The sequence below is a fragment of the Pseudomonas putida W15Oct28 genome, from assembly GCF_000708715.2.
GTDB lineage: Bacteria > Pseudomonadota > Gammaproteobacteria > Pseudomonadales > Pseudomonadaceae > Aquipseudomonas > Aquipseudomonas putida_R.
This window is the reverse complement of the sequence record NZ_JENB01000076.1, coordinates 1-18,299: the sequence shown is the minus strand read 5'-3', so window position 1 is coordinate 18,299 and position 18,299 is coordinate 1. Positions and strand designations below refer to the sequence as shown.

Annotated in this window: 20 protein-coding genes; 12 read left to right on the top strand and 8 right to left on the bottom strand. The window is 62.2% G+C overall.

Features of this window, described 5'->3' with window-relative positions; all coding sequences use genetic code 11:
* Positions 1–395: 395 nt before the first annotated feature.
* Positions 396–1,283, top strand: a complete 888-nt coding sequence (gene rhtA / locus AK81_RS27160; RefSeq protein WP_043204302.1) for a threonine/homoserine exporter RhtA — start codon at positions 396–398, stop codon at positions 1,281–1,283.
* A gap of 191 nt (positions 1,284–1,474) precedes the next feature.
* Complete coding sequence (locus AK81_RS27155; protein WP_016500618.1) at positions 1,475–1,756, top strand: hypothetical protein; 282 nt, start codon at positions 1,475–1,477, stop codon at positions 1,754–1,756.
* Positions 1,757–1,796: 40 nt separating this feature from the next.
* Here AK81_RS27155 and AK81_RS27150 read toward each other — a convergent pair whose 3' ends face one another.
* The gene (locus AK81_RS27150) at positions 1,797–3,605 is read right to left on the bottom strand and encodes an aminopeptidase P family protein (protein ID WP_043204301.1); all 1,809 of its coding nucleotides are present in this window, start codon (positions 3,603–3,605) and stop codon (positions 1,797–1,799) included.
* 220 nt (positions 3,606–3,825) lie between these two features.
* Here AK81_RS27150 and AK81_RS27145 point away from each other — a divergent pair, with 220 nt between their 5' ends.
* Together AK81_RS27145 and AK81_RS27140 are read left to right on the top strand one after the other, a co-directional pair.
* Positions 3,826–4,932, top strand: a complete 1,107-nt coding sequence (locus AK81_RS27145) for a DUF3182 family protein (protein ID WP_043204300.1) — start codon at positions 3,826–3,828, stop codon at positions 4,930–4,932.
* A complete protein-coding gene (locus tag AK81_RS27140) occupies positions 4,916–5,686 on the top strand; it encodes an alpha/beta hydrolase family protein (RefSeq protein ID WP_043204298.1) in 771 nt (256 codons plus the stop codon). The genes AK81_RS27145 and AK81_RS27140 overlap by 17 nt, the downstream gene beginning before the upstream one ends.
* Here AK81_RS27140 and AK81_RS27135 read toward each other — a convergent pair.
* Positions 5,665–6,045: an antibiotic biosynthesis monooxygenase gene (locus tag AK81_RS27135; RefSeq protein ID WP_043204297.1), complete on the bottom strand. Its 381-nt coding sequence runs from the start codon at positions 6,043–6,045 to the stop codon at positions 5,665–5,667. The genes AK81_RS27140 and AK81_RS27135 overlap by 22 nt on opposite strands.
* 172 nt (positions 6,046–6,217) lie before the next feature.
* Between AK81_RS27135 and AK81_RS27130 the strand changes: the two genes are divergently transcribed.
* On the top strand, positions 6,218–6,766 hold the full coding sequence (locus AK81_RS27130) for a cysteine hydrolase family protein (RefSeq protein ID WP_043204296.1): 549 nt from the start codon (positions 6,218–6,220) through the stop codon (positions 6,764–6,766).
* Positions 6,767–6,802: 36 nt separating this feature from the next.
* Here AK81_RS27130 and AK81_RS27125 read toward each other — a convergent pair whose 3' ends face one another.
* Positions 6,803–7,366 carry a helix-turn-helix domain-containing protein gene (locus AK81_RS27125; RefSeq protein WP_043204295.1) on the bottom strand — a complete coding sequence of 188 codons (564 nt, stop codon included), beginning with the start codon at positions 7,364–7,366 and terminating at the stop codon, positions 6,803–6,805.
* Between the two features lie 83 nt (positions 7,367–7,449).
* Here AK81_RS27125 and AK81_RS27120 point away from each other — a divergent pair, with 83 nt between their 5' ends.
* The 7 genes from AK81_RS27120 to AK81_RS27090 all read left to right on the top strand — a co-directional run bounded on the left by AK81_RS27120 (position 7,450) and on the right by AK81_RS27090 (position 14,607).
* On the top strand, positions 7,450–8,400 hold the full coding sequence (locus AK81_RS27120; protein ID WP_043204294.1) for a DMT family transporter: 951 nt from the start codon (positions 7,450–7,452) through the stop codon (positions 8,398–8,400).
* Positions 8,401–8,549: 149 nt separating this feature from the next.
* Positions 8,550–11,465: a monovalent cation/H+ antiporter subunit A gene (locus AK81_RS27115; RefSeq protein WP_043204293.1), complete on the top strand. Its 2,916-nt coding sequence runs from the start codon at positions 8,550–8,552 to the stop codon at positions 11,463–11,465.
* Positions 11,465–11,809 (top strand): Na+/H+ antiporter subunit C, encoded by a 345-nt coding sequence (locus AK81_RS27110; RefSeq protein ID WP_003250128.1) that lies wholly within the window; start codon positions 11,465–11,467, stop codon positions 11,807–11,809. The genes AK81_RS27115 and AK81_RS27110 overlap by 1 nt, the downstream gene beginning before the upstream one ends.
* Positions 11,806–13,485 carry a monovalent cation/H+ antiporter subunit D gene (locus AK81_RS27105; RefSeq protein ID WP_043204291.1) on the top strand — a complete coding sequence of 560 codons (1,680 nt, stop codon included), beginning with the start codon at positions 11,806–11,808 and terminating at the stop codon, positions 13,483–13,485. Before AK81_RS27110 ends, AK81_RS27105 begins: the two co-directional genes overlap by 4 nt.
* Positions 13,482–13,970 (top strand): Na+/H+ antiporter subunit E, encoded by a 489-nt coding sequence (locus AK81_RS27100; RefSeq protein WP_043204290.1) that lies wholly within the window; start codon positions 13,482–13,484, stop codon positions 13,968–13,970. Before AK81_RS27105 ends, AK81_RS27100 begins: the two co-directional genes overlap by 4 nt.
* Positions 13,967–14,245, top strand: a complete 279-nt coding sequence (locus tag AK81_RS27095; protein ID WP_003250109.1) for a K+/H+ antiporter subunit F — start codon at positions 13,967–13,969, stop codon at positions 14,243–14,245. The genes AK81_RS27100 and AK81_RS27095 overlap by 4 nt, the downstream gene beginning before the upstream one ends.
* Entirely contained in the window at positions 14,242–14,607 is a 366-nt protein-coding gene (locus AK81_RS27090) for a Na+/H+ antiporter subunit G (protein WP_016500629.1), read from the top strand. Before AK81_RS27095 ends, AK81_RS27090 begins: the two co-directional genes overlap by 4 nt.
* A gap of 12 nt (positions 14,608–14,619) precedes the next feature.
* Here the strand turns inward: AK81_RS27090 and AK81_RS27085 are convergent, their stop codons facing one another.
* The 5 genes from AK81_RS27085 to AK81_RS27065 form a co-directional block, all read right to left on the bottom strand.
* Positions 14,620–14,832 (bottom strand): hypothetical protein, encoded by a 213-nt coding sequence (locus tag AK81_RS27085; protein WP_043204288.1) that lies wholly within the window; start codon positions 14,830–14,832, stop codon positions 14,620–14,622.
* The gene (locus AK81_RS27080; protein ID WP_043204286.1) at positions 14,829–15,299 is read right to left on the bottom strand and encodes a hypothetical protein; all 471 of its coding nucleotides are present in this window, start codon (positions 15,297–15,299) and stop codon (positions 14,829–14,831) included. The genes AK81_RS27085 and AK81_RS27080 overlap by 4 nt, the downstream gene beginning before the upstream one ends.
* 345 nt (positions 15,300–15,644) lie before the next feature.
* Entirely contained in the window at positions 15,645–15,839 is a 195-nt protein-coding gene (locus AK81_RS27075; RefSeq protein WP_012271507.1) for a hypothetical protein, read from the bottom strand.
* 178 nt (positions 15,840–16,017) lie between these two features.
* Positions 16,018–16,422: a TraR/DksA family transcriptional regulator gene (locus AK81_RS27070; RefSeq protein ID WP_016485822.1), complete on the bottom strand. Its 405-nt coding sequence runs from the start codon at positions 16,420–16,422 to the stop codon at positions 16,018–16,020.
* A gap of 587 nt (positions 16,423–17,009) precedes the next feature.
* Positions 17,010–18,185 carry an integrase core domain-containing protein gene (locus AK81_RS27065; protein WP_043204285.1) on the bottom strand — a complete coding sequence of 392 codons (1,176 nt, stop codon included), beginning with the start codon at positions 18,183–18,185 and terminating at the stop codon, positions 17,010–17,012.
* Positions 18,186–18,299: the final 114 nt, after the last annotated feature.

Genomic DNA, 18,299 nt, shown 5'->3' with positions numbered 1-18,299 from the left:
CACGAATTGCTTGATTCAATTTGTTAAAGAGCGTTTGGTTAAGAGCTTTTCGTCTCAACCGAGGCGCGCATTCTACGCTTTCCTCAGAGCCTGTCAAGCGTTTATTTTGAAGTTTTTTCCGAGAAGCTCGTTTAGCTTCAAACACTTGACTCAACATGGTGGCTAGCTTTGCTTCGCTACCGCGTTGGAATGGTGCGCATTATAGGGCGCTCTTCGAGGAGGTCAACCTTTAATTTCAATAATTTAGAAGAAACCTGAGAAGAGTGCATCGCGGCCACCCAGCACCCTTTAGAAAGGAAGACCTTGACCCCCAAATACGCACCTTGCCCCCCGGCCTCGCAATTGCGCACTATAGTGCTCATCACCCAACCCCGCCCAAGGATCGCCGCACCTAAATGAACATCCAGCCCCGCAGCTTGGCCGCTACCCTATTCCCGATCGGCCTGCTGCTCATCGCCATGGCATCGATTCAGTCCGGTGCGTCCCTGGCCAAAAGCATGTTCCCCATCATCGGTGCACAAGGCACCACCGCCCTGCGCCTGATCTTCGCCAGCATCATCATGCTGCTGATACTCCGCCCATGGCGGGTACGCATGACCGCCACCACCCTGCGCAACGTGGTCATCTATGGCATGGCGCTGGGTGGCATGAACTTCCTCTTCTATATGGCCCTGCAGACAGTGCCGATCGGCATCGCCGTGGCCCTGGAGTTCACCGGCCCGTTGGCGGTGGCGATCTTCTCCTCGCGCCGGCCGATCGACTTCCTGTGGATTGCCTTGGCCATCGCCGGCCTGCTGCTGTTGCTGCCGGCTGGGCACAGCGGCCAGGCCCTCGACCCTGTGGGCGCTGCCTATGCTTTGGGGGCAGGTGTATGTTGGGCACTCTATATTCTGTTCGGCCAACGCGCCGGAGCCGAGCACGGCATCCAGAGTGCAGCCTTGGGGGTGGTAGTCGCCGCCCTCTTCGTCGCCCCCATCGGTATCGTCCACGCGGGTAGCGCACTGCTAACACCTGCGTTAATCCCCATGGCCCTGGCCGTTGCAGTCTTGTCCACCGCCCTACCCTACAGCCTTGAAATGGTTGCCCTCACACGCATACCGGCACGCACCTTCGGCACCTTGATGAGCATCGAACCGGCGTTCGGCGCACTGTCCGGCCTGCTGTTCCTCGGCGAGGTACTGACGCTCACCCAATGGCTGGCCATTGGGGCAATCATCGCTGCCTCGGTTGGCACCACCCTGTCCATGCGCAAGGAACACACACCGGCTGTCGCCGCAGACTGATATGAGAAATATTTTCATTTGAGACAGGATTAGTGATTGTGGCCGCCCGTCTCGCTGATTAAGCTGTCACAGAATCATCACCTTTACGCTATCTACTGGACCGAACACGGACGCTGGGGATATTTTCAGGAAGAAGCGAAGCGATAACGACAGGGCCAGACAGCTGATCCGCCCTGCATTTAAGGACAGGAATGAAACGTATTTTTCTCATCCTGGCCATCTTGGCTATTGCTGGATGTGCCGCTACAGCCAAGACTGAGGTCAAAAGGGGCAAGAAGGGCCTGCATATCAATTGCTCCGGCCTTTCCTCTTCATGGGACAACTGCTACAGCAAAGCCGAGAGCTCCTGCAGCACCCGCGGCTACCGGGTCATCGCCCGCTCGGGCGACAGTGATGAAGAAGCCGGTGACTACTTGTTCGGCATCAACCCGGCGGGCTACACCAGCCGCAGCATGATCGTCATCTGCAAGTAGAAAGAAGGGCAGCTCACAGGCTGCCCTTTTTCATATGCCCTTACAGGGGCGCGGTACGCACCTGCAGCCAGGCCAGCCCATCCCCCTTGAGCAGCGGTGCCAGACGCTCAAGCACGTTCGCGTGATAACCGTTCAGCCACTCCACCTCCTCCTTGGCCAGCAGCTCGGGCAACAGGCAGCGGGTATCGATCGGGCACAGCGTCAAGGTCTCGAAGCGCAGAAAGTCGCCGAAGGCACTCCTGCCCGCTTCACGGTTGACCACCAGGTTCTCGATACGGACACCCCACTGCCCCGGGCGATACGTACCCGGCTCGATCGAGCTGATCATACCCGCTTGCATCGCGGTCTGCGGTGCAGGTGCCGCCTGGTAGGCAATCACTTGGGGCCCTTCGTGCACGTTCATGAAGTAGCCAACCCCATGCCCGGTACCGTGGCCATAATCGACCTGGTCAGCCCAGATCGGTGCCCGGGCAATGGCGTCGAGCAACGGCGACAGTATTCCTCGCGGGAAGGTGGCACGCGACAGGGCGATCATGCCCTTGAGCACCCGGGTGCAGTCCTGCTTCTGTGCGTGGCTTGGGTTACCGACTGGCACCATACGGGTAATGTCGGTGGTGCCACCCAGGTATTGCCCGCCCGAGTCGATCAGCAGCAAGCCATCACCCTCGACGACCGCATGCGACTGCTCGGTGGCACGGTAATGCGGCATGGCGCCATTGCCATTGAAGGCGGCAATGGTCGAGAAACTCAACGACACGAAATCCGGGCGCCGGGCACGCGCAGCACTCAGTTGCTCGTCGACCGTCAGCTCGGTGATGACCTCTTTGCCCAGGCCTGCCTCGAACCAGGCGAAGAACTCGCACAAGGCGGCGCCGTCCTGCTCCATGACCTGGCGGATGTGCGCCAGATCCTCATCGCCTTTGCATGACTTGCTCAGGGTGGTGGGGTTGATCCCCTCTATCAGCACCACCTCGGCAGACAGGCTCTCCAGCAAGCCACAAGTGACCCGTGCGGGGTCCAGCAGCAACCGACTGCCGACCGGAACAGCGCCGAGTGCCTTACCGGCTTCGCTGTAGTCGCGCACCTCGATGCCGTCGACCGCCAGCACCTGAAGCAGGTGTTCGTCCACTTTATCCTGACCAACGAACAGGATGGCCTGCTGCTGATTGATCAAGGCAAAGGCCAGGAAAACCGGGTTGTACGAGACATCACTGCCACGCAGGTTGAACAACCAGGCGATGTCATCGAGGGTAGCAATGAAGTGCCAGTCGCCCCCTTTGGCCTGCATGCCCTGGCGCAATTGCGCGAGTTTTTCCGCCCGGCTTACCGTGGCGTGCGGCGGCAAGTGTTGGTACACCGGGTTACCGGGCAGCGCCGGGCGCCCCTCCCAGACCTGGCTGAGCAGGTCCGTGTCGGTAACCAGCCGCGCCCCACGCGCCTTCAACCGGTCACCCAACTGGCGCGCGGAAGCCAGGGCCATGACCGCACCATCCACCGCAACGCTGCCGTTGGCCTCAACGTTCTCGCCCAGCCATTCCAGCGCCCCGGGCTTGCCTGGCAACAGCTTCATCAGTTCGATACCGCTGCCGGCCAGCTCGGAATCCGCCTGTTCCCAGTACCGGCTATCGACCCACAAGCCCGCAAAGCCGGGCGTGACTACCAGCGTGCCGACCGAGCCATGGAAACCCGACAGCCACTGGCGCCCCTGCCAGTAACCGGGCAGGTATTCGGAAAGGTGAGGGTCGGCCGAGGGTACCAGCAAGGCATCGATGCCCTCTGCGGCCATGGCCTGACGCACGCGCGCCAGGCGCTGCGGCACGCTTTGCTCAAGGGTGGTCTGGACGTTCATGCGCTCTCCTGCGGCTACATCACGGTTGATCCAATACGCCGATAATGGAACAGCCGCCACAACGCTGCAATCGCGACGACCAGGACACGGCATGCATTGCCCGCCAAGCCCTGTGCCAACAGGACGCTTCCTACAAAAGGGCCAGGACCACCGATCAAGTTCTGGTGAACTTCCCCAGGACACCGGCTTCACACACAGTACATTCATTGCACACAGGCAAATGACCATGCCCAGTGCCAGCGAACCGAAAGCCGGCGTAGTGCTGCTCGATACCCGCGAACACACGCCCGACCACGAGCACAGCGCGCACCTCAAGCTTGCCGATGGCCTGGCCCACCTGCTGGGCTGCCCACACGTACAGCCCGGCGCCGCCGATGACTACTATTACCTGCCTACCGAGACCCTGATAGACCCCAAACGCTATGCCGCCCTGGGCATTCTCAGCGAACAGGACCTGTTTGGCGGGCTGGTACCACACCCCTATATGGCGACCAAGGCAATCTCCCACCCGCTGCCGGCCGGGGCCAGCTTCCCGCCGGGCTGGACCGATGACTTCGCCCGGCAGGCAAGCGACGCCTTGCTGCGCGGCTATACCGTGTTCAGCAAAGCCGATGCGCGCACCGCCGCACAGTTGCTGCTGCTCGACGGCCCCCTGAGGGTCAAGCCGGTGCTGGCCTGCGCAGGCCGCGGGCAGCAGGTCATCACCACGGCCAACGCGTTGGAACCTCTGCTGGCCGCCATGGATGACCAGGACCTGGCACTGTGGGGGCTGGTACTCGAAGAAGACCTGAGCGACGTGCAAACCTTCAGCGTCGGCCAGGTGCGCGTCGCCGGCCTGACCTGCAGCTATCACGGCACCCAGCAACTGACCCATGACCATCAGGGCACGGAGGTGTACGGCGGTTCCGACCTGGTGGTGGTACGTGGCGACTACCACGCGCTACTGCAACTACCACTGGAAGACCACTTGCGCCTGGCCATCAACCAGGCCATCACCTACGAGCAGGCTGCCGAGCAGCACTTCCCTGGTTTCATCGCCTCGCGGCGCAACTACGACATCGCTCGCGGCCTGAACCCTCTGGGCCACCTGCGTAGCGGTGTGCTCGAGCAATCCTGGCGCCTGGGCGGTGCCAGCAGTGCCGAGTTGCTGGCCCTGCAGGCCTTTGCCGATGACCCGGCATTGCAGCGGGTGCGTGCCTCCACCCACGAAGTGTTCGGCACCCCCGACCTGCCCGCTGACGCCACCCTCTTCTACCAAGGAAACGACAGTGAACTCGGACAATTCAGCAAATTTGCACGGATTCGCGAACATGGCCGTTCAGAGTGAAACCGTTGAACTGCAAGTCGACAGCGACAGCATTGTCGGCACCCTGGTCAGCCCTGGCAGCAAGATGCCGGGCATTCTCTTCGTCCACGGCTGGGGCGGTAGCCAGCAGCGTGATCTGGCCCGTGCCCGACACATCACCGGGCTGGGCTGCGTGTGCATGACTTTCGACCTGCGCGGCCACGAAAAAACCGAAAGCCAACGCCTCACGGTCACCCGTGAACAGAATCTGCAAGACCTGCTGGTGGCCTACGACCGGCTGCTCAGTCATCCGGCGGTGGACAGCAGTGCCATCGCCATCATCGGCAGCAGTTACGGTGGCTATCTGGCAACCTTGCTAACCCGCGAGCGGCCAGTCAAATGGCTGGCCCTGCGGGTTCCCGCCCTGTATTGGGACGACGAATGGAACACCCCCAAGCAAACCCTCGACCGCCAACGCCTGAACGCCTACCGCCAGCAATCGCTGGGCCCGACGGACAATCGCGCACTGGCAGCATGCGCAGAATTCGGCGGGGATGTGTTGCTGGTGGAGTCCGAGCAGGACGACTATGTGCCACACAGCACGCTGATGAGCTACCGCTCGGCATTCGTCAGCGCCCATTCACTCACCCACCGCATCGTCGACGGTGCCGACCACGCGCTGTCCAGCGAAGCGAGCCAGAAGGCCTACAGCTCGATCCTGGCGGCATGGGTCAGCGAAATGGTCATCGGTGCCCGCCTGGACCGCTACCCGCACTACGCCCCCTGGTATGCCTGAGGCTCACCCACCTCGCACTGCAGGCCACCATCGGCACCACGCACCAGGCTGCGCAGGGTCTGGTAGGCGGCAAAGTTGACGCCACGCGCCTGATGCTGCTCCAGCAGCTCAAGGAAAGGTTCCTCGACGAAGTGCACGGCCGCCGCCGCCCAGGCCTGGCGTGACTGCCACTGCAGGTATTGCAGCACCCGGCTGCCATCGTCACTGGCCTGGATGCTGACACCCTGCAGCCCTTCGCAGCGCGTGGCCAGCGCCTCGCTGCGCGCCACCAGCGCCTGGGCCAGCGCTTGCTGGCACAGGCTGGGTACTTCGTATTCGATCATCTGGGTGAACCACAGCGCATGAGGGTTTGCCGACATCGACGTTCTCCTGGTTACGGACGCATGCTTGGCGATGCCGAGCAGGGTAAAACCTCAAGTAAAGTCAAGGTCAAGTGGTTTCTGCCCGCTTGCGCCGTTCGTGCCAATCCTCAAGTCTGTGCAAACAGCCTATAACTAACGTCTCCCGACGACTACTGCCACAGGAGGCAGCATGAGCAAGCAGGCGCTGATCATCATCGACATCCAGAACGACTACTTTCCGGGCGGCAGGTGGGCCCTCGATGGCGCCGACCAGGCGGCCGACAATGCAGCCCGGCTGCTGGCGGCGGCGCGCGAGCGCGGCGACCTGGTGGTGCATGTGCGGCATGAATTCGACAGCGCCGATGCACCATTTTTCGCGCCCGGATCGCAGGGTGCGGCCATCCACACCAAGGTTGAACCGGTGGCAGGTGAGCCGGTGGTGCTCAAGCACAAGGTCAACGCCTTCCTCGGTACCGACCTTGAGCATACGCTGGACCGGCATGGCGTCGAAGCCCTGACCATCGTTGGCAGCATGAGCCACATGTGCATAGATGCTGCCACCCGGGCCGCGGCCGACATGGGCTACACGGTGACCGTGGCGCATGATGCCTGCGCTACTTTACCGCTGGAGTTCGACGGCAAGCAGGTGCCGGCGGCGCAGGTGCATGATTCGGCGATGGCTGCGCTGGCGTTTGCCTATGCCTCCGTGGTGAAGACCGATGACCTGCTGAAAGGCTGATCGGCTTCAGATTTTTGGGGGCGCTTTGCGCCCCTGTCAAATCACCACATTACGCACAAAGCGCACTGCCACCACCCCATCGTTGCGGTACGCATACCGGCAATTGCTGGGGAACACATGGAACTGCCCCACCAGCAGGCAGTGCTCAACCCCTTCGATGACCAGCGTCAGTTGCCCTTCGGCCACATAGATCTGCTCGCTCCAGCCTTCGGCATCGGCCTCGCTGGAGTAGCACTCGCCCGGAGCCAGGGTCCACTCCCAAAGCTCCACCTCGCGCCGCGCCGGGCTCGTCCCCAGCAATACCGCCCTGCTCTGCGAGTGCTCGCCGGCCCAGGCCAGTTCCTCGATGCGTCCAGGATCGCGCTGGTCAGGCGCCTGGATCAGGGTGCTGAACGCCACCCCCAAGGCTTCGGCGATCAGGTCGAGGGTGGTCAGGCTGACGTTCTTCTCGCCCGCCTCGATCGCGACCAACATGCGCCGGCTGACCCCAGAGCGCTCGGCCAGCGCCGTCTGGCTCATGCCCGCAGCGTTGCGCAGGCTACGTACATTGAGGCTGACATGTTGCAGCACCGATGCCCGATGCGAAGTATCTTTGTGCACTATATTGCTCACTGATCAAGATTGCGCAGTATACTGCCCACTTTGCGGCGATTGTGCGCCGCCCCCTCCGAGTGCGCAAGACCATGAGCCAGGCCCGCAACACACCGACCTCCGCCGTTACCTTCCGCCTGAGCAAGGCAGAACTGGTGCTGGTGTTCATCACCATGTTGTGGGGCGGTACCTTTCTGCTGGTGCATAACGTGATGACCGTCAGCGGCCCGATGTTCTTCGTCGGCCTGCGCTTCGCCGCAGCTGCGCTGTTCGTAGGCGTGGTTTCGGTGCGGGCGTTGCCGGGGCTGACCTTCACCGAGCTCAAGGCCGGCATGCTGATCGGCGTGTCGATCATGCTCGGCTACGGCTTGCAAACCATGGGCCTGCAGACCATCAGCAGCAGCCAGTCGGCGTTCATCACTGCGTTGTACGTGCCATTCGTACCGCTGTTGCAGTGGCTGGTGCTGGGCCGCCGGCCTGGCCTGATGCCCAGCATCGGCATTTGCCTGGCGTTCGTCGGCCTGATGCTGCTGGCCGGGCCGGAAGGCGGCAGCCTGCACTTCAGCGAGGGCGAGGTGGTTACCCTGGTCAGCGCCGTCGCCATCGCCGCCGAAATCATCCTGATCAGCCGTTACGCCGGCCAGGTCGATGTGCGCCGGGTCACCGTGGTGCAACTGGCGACCGCTTCGCTGCTGGCGTTCCTGATGATCGTGCCGACTCAGGAGCGTATCCCCGACTTCTCCTGGCTGCTGCTGGCCAGCGCAGTAGGCCTGGGTGCCATGAGCGCAGTGATCCAGGTGGCCATGAACTGGGCGCAGAAGTCGGTCTCGCCCACCCGTGCCACCCTCATCTATGCCGGTGAACCGGTGTGGGCCGGGATCGTCGGGCGCCTCGCCGGGGAACGCCTGCCGGGTGTGGCACTGCTCGGTGGCCTGCTGATCGTGATCGCCGTGATCGTCAGCGAACTCAAGGTGCGCCGCCCCCGCCAAAGCGTCGAAGCACTCGACGTCCAGGGTGAAGGCGAGCGCCAGACAGGGCTATAAAGATGGCAACAGCGACTATGCTTTGTAAAAAACTGTTATAAAAAAACAGCTTGTCACAGCCTGTTTGTAGGATTCTGCGACAGCTTGCGTGTTGGTGATCACCCCCTCGGCACGTATGATCTTTGCAAACTTCTCCAGAATAGGCCCCTATGTCATTGATAGTGCTATTGCTTCTGCCGTTCGTGGGCAGTTGCCTGGCAGCCGTGCTGCCGCACAACGCACGAAACGCCGAGTCCATTCTTGCCGGGCTCGTAGCCCTGGTCGGCACCGTCCAGGTAGCACTGCTGTACCCTCAAATTGCCGACGGGGGGGTAATTCGCGAAGAGTTCCTCTGGCTGCCCAGCCTGGGGTTGAACCTGGTGCTGCGCATGGACGGCTTTGCGTGGCTGTTCTCGCTGCTGGTGCTGGGCATCGGTACGCTGGTGTCGCTGTATGCGCGCTACTACATGTCGCCGCAAGACCCGGTCCCGCGCTTCTTCGCCTTTTTCCTGGCCTTCATGGGCGCCATGCTTGGCCTGGTCATTTCCGGCAACCTGATCCAGCTGGTGTTCTTCTGGGAGCTGACCAGCCTGTTCTCCTTCCTGCTGATCGGCTACTGGCACCACCGCGCAGACGCCCGCCGCGGCGCCTACATGGCGCTCATGGTGACCGGCGCGGGTGGCTTGTGCCTGCTGGTGGGTGCCCTGCTGCTCGGCCATGTGGTCGGCAGCTATGACCTGGACAAGGTCCTGGCTGCCGGCGACACCATCCGCCAGCATGCGCTGTACCCGGTGCTGCTGCCCCTGATCCTCATCGGCGCCCTGAGCAAAAGCGCGCAGTTCCCCTTCCATTTCTGGCTGCCCCATGCAATGGCAGCGCCCACCCCGGTCTCGGCCTATCTGCACTCGGCCACCATGGTCAAAGCCGGGGTATTCCTGTTGGCGCGCTTCTGGCCGGTGCTGTCGGGCAGCGAAGAGTGGTTCTGGATCGTCGGCGGTGCCGGCGCCCTCACCCTGCTACTCGGCGCTTTCGCCGCCATGTTCCAGAACGACCTCAAAGGCCTGCTGGCCTATTCCACCATCAGCCACCTGGGCCTGATTACCCTGCTGCTGGGCCTGAACAGCCCGCTGGCCGCGGTTGCCGCAGTGTTCCACATCCTCAACCATGCCACCTTCAAGGCCTCGCTGTTCATGGCCGCCGGCATCATCGACCACGAGAGCGGCACCCGTGACATCCGCCGCCTCAGCGGCCTGATCCGCCTGGTGCCGTACACCGCCACCCTGGCCATGGTAGCCAGCGCTTCGATGGCCGGTGTGCCGCTGATGAACGGCTTCCTGTCCAAGGAAATGTTCTTCGCCGAAACGGTGTTCATCAGTTCCACTGCCTGGGTCGAAGCAACGCTACCGGTGATCGCCACCCTGGCCGGCACCTTCAGCGTGGCCTATGCCCTGCGCTTTACCGTGGATGTGTTCTTCGGCCCCACTGCGCAGGACCTGCCACACACCCCGCACGAGCCGCCACGCTGGATGCGTGCGCCAGTCGAGCTGCTGGTACTCACCTGCCTGGTGGTGGGCATCTTCCCTGCCCAGTCGGTCGGCCCTCTGCTGGCCGCCGCAGCCCTCCCGGTAGTAGGCGGTACCCTGCCGGAGTACAGCCTGGCCATCTGGCATGGCTGGAACGCGCCCCTGATCATGAGCCTGGTGGCCATGAGCGGCGGCATCGTGCTTTACCTGCTGCTGCGCAAGCAACTGCGCCTGGGCCGCTTCCCGTACCCACCGGTGATCGAGCGTTTCAATGGCAAGCGCCTGTTCGAGCACGGCCAGGTGCACCTGATGCTGCTGGCCCGGCACGTCGAGCGCCTGTTCACCACCCGTCGCCTCCAGTCGCAGCTGTTCATGCTGGTGCTCGCCGCCTTCCTTGCCGGCCTCACGCCCATGCTCTACAGCGGGCTCAGCTGGGGCGACCGGCCCAAGATTCCGGGTTCGGGCGTGTTCGTCGCGCTGTGGCTGATCGCCATCGCCTGCGCCATCGGCGCCGCCTACCAGGCCAAGTACCACCGCCTGGCGGCACTGATCATGGTCAGTGTCTGCGGCCTGATGACCTGCATCACCTTTGTCTGGTTCTCCGCACCCGACCTGGCCCTGACCCAGCTGGTGGTGGAAGTGGTCACCACGGTGCTGATCCTGCTGGGCCTGCGCTGGCTGCCACGGCGTATCGAAGGCGTATCGCCGCTACCGGGCAGCCTGGAGCGCGCGCGCATGCGCCGCCTGCGCGACCTGCTGCTGGCAGTGCTGGTGGGTGGCGGGATGGCCGTGCTGTCTTACGCCATGCTGACCCGGCCGACGCCCAACGACATTTCCTCGTTCTACCTGAGCCGGGCCCTGCCCCAAGGCGGCGGCACCAACGTGGTCAATGTCATGCTGGTCGACTTCCGCGGCTTCGACACCCTCGGTGAAATCACCGTGCTGGTGGCCGTGGCGCTGACCGTGTTCGCCCTGCTGCGGCGCTTCCGCCCGCCGAAAGAGAGCATGCAGTTGCCGGCGCAACAACGCCAGCTGGCACCTGACGTGGTCACCGACCTGATCAACCCGCGTCATGCCACCGACACCGCCCTGGGCTTCATGATGGTGCCTGCGGTGCTGGTGCGCCTGCTGCTGCCCATCGCCCTGCTGGTGTCGATGTACCTGTTCATGCGTGGTCACAACCAGCCAGGTGGCGGCTTTGTCGCCGGCCTGGTGATGTCGGTGGCGTTCATCCTGCAGTACATGGTGGCTGGCACCCAGTGGGTGGAGGCGCAGATGAGCCTGCGCCCACTGCGCTGGATGGGCACCGGGCTGCTGTGCGCCACCCTCACCGGGGTCGGCGCCATGCTGCTGGGCTACCCGTTCCTGACCACCCATACCGCCCACCTGCACCTGCCGTTGCTCGGTGACGTGCACGTGGCCAGCGCGCTGTTCTTCGATGTTGGCGTGTACACCGTGGTGGTCGGCTCGACCCTGCTGATCCTCACTGCCCTGGCGCACCAGTCGGTGCGTGCCTACCGCCCGGGCAATTCATCGAAAACCAGCCAAGCAGGAGCCGCCTGATGGAAGAAGTCATTGCAGTCGCCATCGGCGTGCTGGCCGCCTCGGGGGTGTGGCTGATCCTGCGCCCGCGGACCTACCAGGTGATCATGGGCCTGTGCCTGCTGTCGTACGGCGTAAACCTGTTCATCTTCAGCATGGGCAGCCTGTTCATCGGCAAGGAGCCGATCATCAAGGATGGCGTCACCCAGGACCTGCTGCACTACACCGACCCATTGCCCCAAGCCCTGGTGCTGACCGCCATCGTCATCAGCTTTGCGATGACGGCGCTGTTCCTGGTGGTGTTGCTGGCCTCGCGCGGCCTGACCGGTACCGACCACGTAGATGGCCGGGAGCGTGACGAATGAATGGCATGAGCCAACTGATTGTCGCGCCCATTCTGCTGCCACTGGTGACCGCGGCGGTTATGTTGCTGCTGGGCGAGAAACACCGGCATATCAAGGCGCGGCTTAACCTGCTGTCGACCTTCGCCGGCCTGGCCATCGCGGTCAGCCTGCTGCTGTGGGTACGCACCCAGGGCCAGGCAGAATCGATCGGTGTTTACCTGCCAGGCAACTGGCCGGCACCGTTCGGTATCGTCCTGGTAGTGGACCACCTGTCGGCATTGCTGCTGACCCTCACCGGCGTCATCGGCTTCAGCGCCCTGCTGTTTGCCCGCGCCCGCTGGGACGGTGCAGGGGCCAGCTTCCATGCGCTGTTCCAGATCCAGCTGATGGGCCTGTACGGCGCCTTCCTCACCGCCGACCTGTTCAACCTGTTCGTGTTCTTCGAAGTGCTGCTGGCAGCCTCCTATGGCTTGCTGCTACATGGCTCGGGGCGTGCGCGGGTACGGGCCGGCCTGCACTACATCGCCATCAACCTGTTCGCCTCGTCGCTGTTCCTGATCGGCGCGGCAATGCTGTATGGGGTAACCGGCACCCTGAATATGGCCGACCTGGCGCTGAAGATTCCGCTGGTACCGGAGGCCGACCGCGGCCTGCTGCATGCCGGCGCGGCGATCCTGGCCATGGCCTTCCTGGTCAAGGCCGGTATCTGGCCGCTGAACTTCTGGCTGGTGCCGGCCTACTCCTCGGCCAGCGCGCCGGTAGCTGCGTTGTTCGCCATCATGACCAAGGTCGGCCTGTACGCCCTGCTGCGCCTGTGGACGCTGCTGTTCTCCGGCCAGGCCGGGGCCTCGGCGCATTTTGGTGGCGAATGGCTGGTGTACGGTGGCCTGGTCACCCTGGCAGTGGCAGCAGTGTCGATCCTGGCGGCACAACGCCTGGAACGCATGGCGGCGCTCAGCATCCTGGTCTCGGCCGGCACCCTGCTCGGCGCCGTCGGCTTTGCCCAGTCGGCGCTGACGGGTGCGGCGCTGTTCTACCTGGTCAACTCGACCCTGGCGCTGTGTGCGCTGTTCCTGCTCGCCGAACTGGTCGAACGCTCGCGCTCGGCCAATGAAGTGCCGCTGGACGAAGAAGAAGACGTCATGCCGCCACTGCTGGAGTCGTTGCACCCGCCCAAGGGCATCAACCTCGACGACGAGCAGAAGGTGGTGATCGGCCAGATCATCCCGTGGACCATGGCTTTCCTCGGCCTCAGTTTCATCGCCTGCGCCTTGTTGATCATCGGTATGCCGCCATTGTCAGGCTTCGTCGGCAAGCTCAACCTGATCAGCGCACTCTTCAACCCGCAGGGCCTGGGTGTGCCAGCCGAACAACCGCTAAGTGCGGCGGGCTGGGGCCTTGTAGCATTGCTGATCCTGTCCGGCATGGCCTCGCTGATCGCCTTCGGCCGCGTCGGCATCCAGCGTTTCTGGAAGCCCGAGGAGCGTCCGTCGCCGGTGCTGCGCCGTTATGAGTGCCTGCCCATCGTCATCCTGCTCGGCCTGTGCATCATCCTCAGCCTCAAGGCCGAGCCGTTGCTGCGCTACACCCAGGACACCGCCGCCAGCCTGCAGGCCCCCGATGCCTATATCGAAGCCGTGATGGCCGCCCGGCCGATTCCCGGCCCCACCTCGCTCGACGTACAGGTGCAGCCATGAACCGACTGTTCCCCGCCCCGCTGCTATCGGTTTCGCTGTTCGGGCTGTGGCTGCTGCTGAACCTCTCGGTCAGCCCCGGCAACCTGTTGCTGGCTGCCGCACTTGGCGTGCTGGCGCCACTGCTGATGGCGCCACTGCGCCCGCAGCATGCCCACGTGCGCCGGCCAATGGTCATCGCCCGGCTGATCGGCCGGGTAGGCATTGATGTGATCATGTCCAACCTGCTGGTGGCCCGTGGCGTGCTGCGTGCTGGCAAGCAACCACCACGCTCGGCGTTCGTGCACATTCCGCTGGCCCTGCACGACGCGCATGGGCTGGCGGCACTGTCGATGATCACCACGGTAGTGCCCGGCACGGTCTGGTCCGAGCTTGCGCTGGACCGCAGCGTATTGCTGCTGCATGTGTTCGACCTGGACGATGAGGCGGCCTTTATCCAGCACTTCAAGGACACCTATGAACGCCCGCTGATGGAGATATTCCAATGACAGGCCTGCTCGCCAATGCCGTCCTAGCCAGCCTGTTCATCTTCGCCCTGGCCATGGGCCTGGCGTTGATCCGGCTGTTCCGTGGCCCGTCCGCCCAGGACCGGGTGCTGGCGCTGGATTACCTGTACATCCTGGCCATGCTGACCATGCTGGTGCTGGGGATCCGTTATGCCAGTGACACCTATTTCGAAGGTGCCCTGCTGATTGCGCTGTTCGGCTTCGTCGGTTCGTTTGCCCTGGCCAAGTTCCTGCTGCGCGGTGAGGTGATCGAATGACCGAAACCCTGGTACTGCCCTTCTGGCTGGAAGTGGTCACCGCCGCGCTGCTGCTGACCGGCAGCCTGTTCGCGCTGGTGGGTGCTATAGGCCTGGTGCGCCTGAAGGACTACTTCCAGCGCATGCACCCGCCGGCGCTGGCTTCGACCATTGGTGCCTGGTGCGTTGCGCTGGCCTCGATCATCTACTTCTCGTGGCTCAAGGAAGCACCGGTACTGCACGCCTGGCTGATCCCCATCCTGCTGTCGATCACCGTGCCGGTGACCACGCTGCTGCTGGCCCGGGCGGCGCTGTTTCGCAAGCGCATGTCGAAAGAGCCAGTGCCTGAAGAAGTCAGCAGCGGCCGCGACCGCGGTAACTGAAGGGCTGCCGCCTCACCCTTGGCTGAGGCGCTGCAGTTCCCGCCGTACCATGGCGACATAAGGGGGCGGGCCAAGCCGGTACAGCTCACCCGCTACCCAGTTCAACCAGGCACCTTGCAGCTCCCCACGCCTGGCAAGCAAACGTTCGGCCTCGGCCACGGCATCTGCCTGGTGCTGTCGATGAAACTCGACACGCGTGGCAGGCGCATCGTCCCTGTCGGTCACTCACTGGCCTTGAAGGTGGTCAGCTCGCCTTTGCGCCATTTGGCAACCTTGCCGGTCACCGCCTTGAGCAATTTGCCCAGGCCTTCCTGCACCTGCTGTTGCGCAGCGAAAACCAGCATCACGCCATGCCCCTCGCGCAACACGATGCCCTCACCTTCGGGTACCGACACGAAGGCATAATCGCCGACGCCATACACATTCAGTTTGATTTCGCGAAAGCGCATTTCCAGCTTGCCACCTTCACGGCTGGGCAACACAGCAGCGCGGAAGTGGTCGCCGACTTTCAATTCAAGACGCTGCTTGTCATCGACCACCAATGCGTCTTCGGTGTCGATTTCGGCCATGTAAAGGCCTTCGGGAGTCTGTTCGGTAACGTAGATAAAGCGGCCCTGGAACAGTTGGGCCAATTTACCGCGCAAGTCGCCCAGGGCGAACAACGCATGGGTATCAAGAGTGCTGACTGCCAATGAAGTAATCCTCAACCGGTTACAACCCGCCCTCACCCAAGCTCGGGGAGGCACGGCCATTTCTTATCGATAGGCGAAAAGAGTAATAAAGCGATATACGAAATGTCTGTGCCCACTGACGATGCAGCGTGCAGGAATCTTTACTCTGGTTTGCCTGATTCGCCCTCAACCGAAGGCGTTTGGCTCATTCCCGGATTGGGAAGTGTGATGCCTGAGATCACTCGCCAGAAAACGCAACCACGGGAGTGAGCCTGCAAGAAGACAAGCCCTGGCATCCATGTGCGCATTACTGTAGGACAAATATGCCCGAAAACACCGAAACCCGTCGAGAGGCAATAAACAATTTCACGCAGCCAGCCCTTTCTTCAGTTGCTGCTGCCAGGCAGCCTGGCACTCCAGCGCCTCTTCACGCGTGGCGAAGGCGGTGCCGCGGCGCTCGCCATTGACCAGTACCACCCAGCAGATGCGTTTGCCCAGCGCCTGCAAGGTAGCAGGCACACCCGAACCTATCATCACGGCTACATCGACCCGGCTATTCATCATGCCCTCCGGCACTTAGTTAGCACCCTAACGATGGCGCCATGATACGCCTGCCCGCCGGGAGAAAACAGCGCTTCGCGGTATAGCAGTGTTACGTTCGGGGCAACAAAACCGGTATCAGCAAGAAACGCAAAAAGCCTCAGGGATTACTCCGTGAGGCTTGGCACCGCGCGCGGTTTTATACCTGGCGCTGGTGGCGGTCGAGCTGCTCGTGGCGCTCTTGCGCTTCGATGCAGTACTTGGTGGTCGGGCTGATCAACAGGCGCTTCAGGCCAATCGGCTCACCGCTGTCATCGCACCAGCCGAAGCTCTCGTCGGAGATACGGTCCAGCGCCATTTCCAGCTGAGGCAGCAGGCGCTGGTCGCGGTCGATGGCATTGACCAGCCAGCTACGCTCTTCTTCGACCGACGCCACATCGGCAGGGTCCGACGGAGTGTCCAGGCCTTCGATGGTGGCACGGCTGAGCTCGATGCGTTCATGGGTTTCGACTTTCATCGACTGCAGCAGGCCAGTGAAGAAAGCCAGCTGGTCAGCGTTCATGTAGTCATCGGCCGACATGGCCAGCAACTGTTCCTTGGTCATCGATTTCTCTATGAAAAAATGTGCATTGGGGCGATTCGGGTGCCGCCGACGCCTTGGCATCGGCAGCGGAAATTTTCAAGCGCCAACCGGCACTCTTTTACAGGGGGCGGCAGTCTAAGGCGCCACGTCGCGTGGAGCAACTGCAATCGGGTGCAAATTTGCTTCCAGTGCTTACAATCCGCCGGTCGGCACCCAGCTGTGCTGCATAGCCAGTAGTAAACTGTATGTCTGGCGTGACCACGTCGCCGGCTTTTGCTCGTGATCCTGATCTTGATCTTGATCTTGCTTTTGATCTTCGCGACTTCAGGAGGCCGAACGGGGCCTGCAGCGCGGTCCTCCCGGGAGCAAGGCCGGAGTGAGGGAACCCCGGAGCGCAGCGCAGGGGCCGGATGATCGGAGCGCATGTACAGGTCACCCACATGGGTTACATAAAAGTACACTCACATAGGTGACACCTTGAGCGTCAGATAGCCATCAACGGCATCACGCACATCGATCCTACCGAGGATGATTGGACCGAAAATAACATCCCACACACCTTNGGAGCGCATGTACAGGTCACCCACATGGGTTACATAAAAGTACACTCACATAGGTGACACCTTGAGCGTCAGATAGCCATCAACGGCATCACGCACATCGATCCTACCGAGGATGATTGGACCGAAAATAACATCCCACACACCTTCTCCAATTTGCTCCAGCCCAATGGTTTGGTGCTTCAACACGTAACCTACGTAGATCCTCAAGCCTCGCCGGCTGACAAAGCCACAACCGTCAGTTGGCAAGCTCTCGATGTGGCTGGGATAGGTCATCTCAGGCAGCTTTTCAGGGAATGGGCGCGGCGAAGGTTGATAACAGGACGCCGGCGTTCTTTGTTTCAAAGCTTCGTGCAGTCGCTCGTAATTGTAATGCTGTCGAAAGCGATCAAAGTGCCGCTGTTGAGCCTCCCATGCCACTGCAGGCGGTGATGGAAGCGTGCTCTTGAGTGTACGGTGCATACGCTCGTGCCGACCATTCTGCTCAGGTCTGCCAGGTGCGATACGCTCAGGAATGATGCCCAGGCGCAGCCACCAGATCGACAGTTGGGAGAGGCCTGCGCGCCCTTTGCTCGCAAACGGCACGCCATTATCGGTGCGGATACGCTCAGGCAGCCCATTTTCACGGAATACCTCAGTGAACACCGCCTGAGTTTCCAGAAAGTTAGTGTTGGCCATACTGTGACAGGCGAGCAAGAAGCGACTGGCGTGATCCATGATCGTTAACGGATAGCACCAGACACCTGCTCCCGTGAGGAACTGGCCCTTGTAGTCGGCGCTGAACAACTGGTTGGGCGACTCCGCTTTCTCCAGTGGCTTGGGATAGATGGCCACGCGCTGACGCAGACGCCGCGGCTTGACCAGTTCGGCCTTCTTGAGGATGTTGTAGATCGCGGTCTTTGAGGGCGGCGCCTGATCAGGAAAGCGCTCCTGCAACGCTGCCTGGATTTTTTTCGGCCCAGGCTCCGTCTCCCCCTGACTGCGCAATTCGACAATGGCCTCGCGGACAGCGGTGGGTACAACCCAGTCCTGGGTCAACCGCCGTCGACTGCGCTCCTCCAGTCCTGCAGGGCCTTCTTTCTCGTATCGCTCGACCCATTTGTAGCCGGTCTTGCGACTGATCTCGTAGGCCTCGCACAGAGCGCTGAAGCTAGGCGGCCCCTGCAAATAATCCGCGATGAAAAGCATTTTCAGGTCCATAGGTGTTAGCTCTCGCCACGGCATGGTCAGATCCTCGAAAACCGACCATGCCAGTTAAAGACTGTTACCTATGTGCGTGAACTGATTTGTAACCCATGTGGGTGAGTCATACCCGCAGCGTTTTTTGGTTACTTTTTG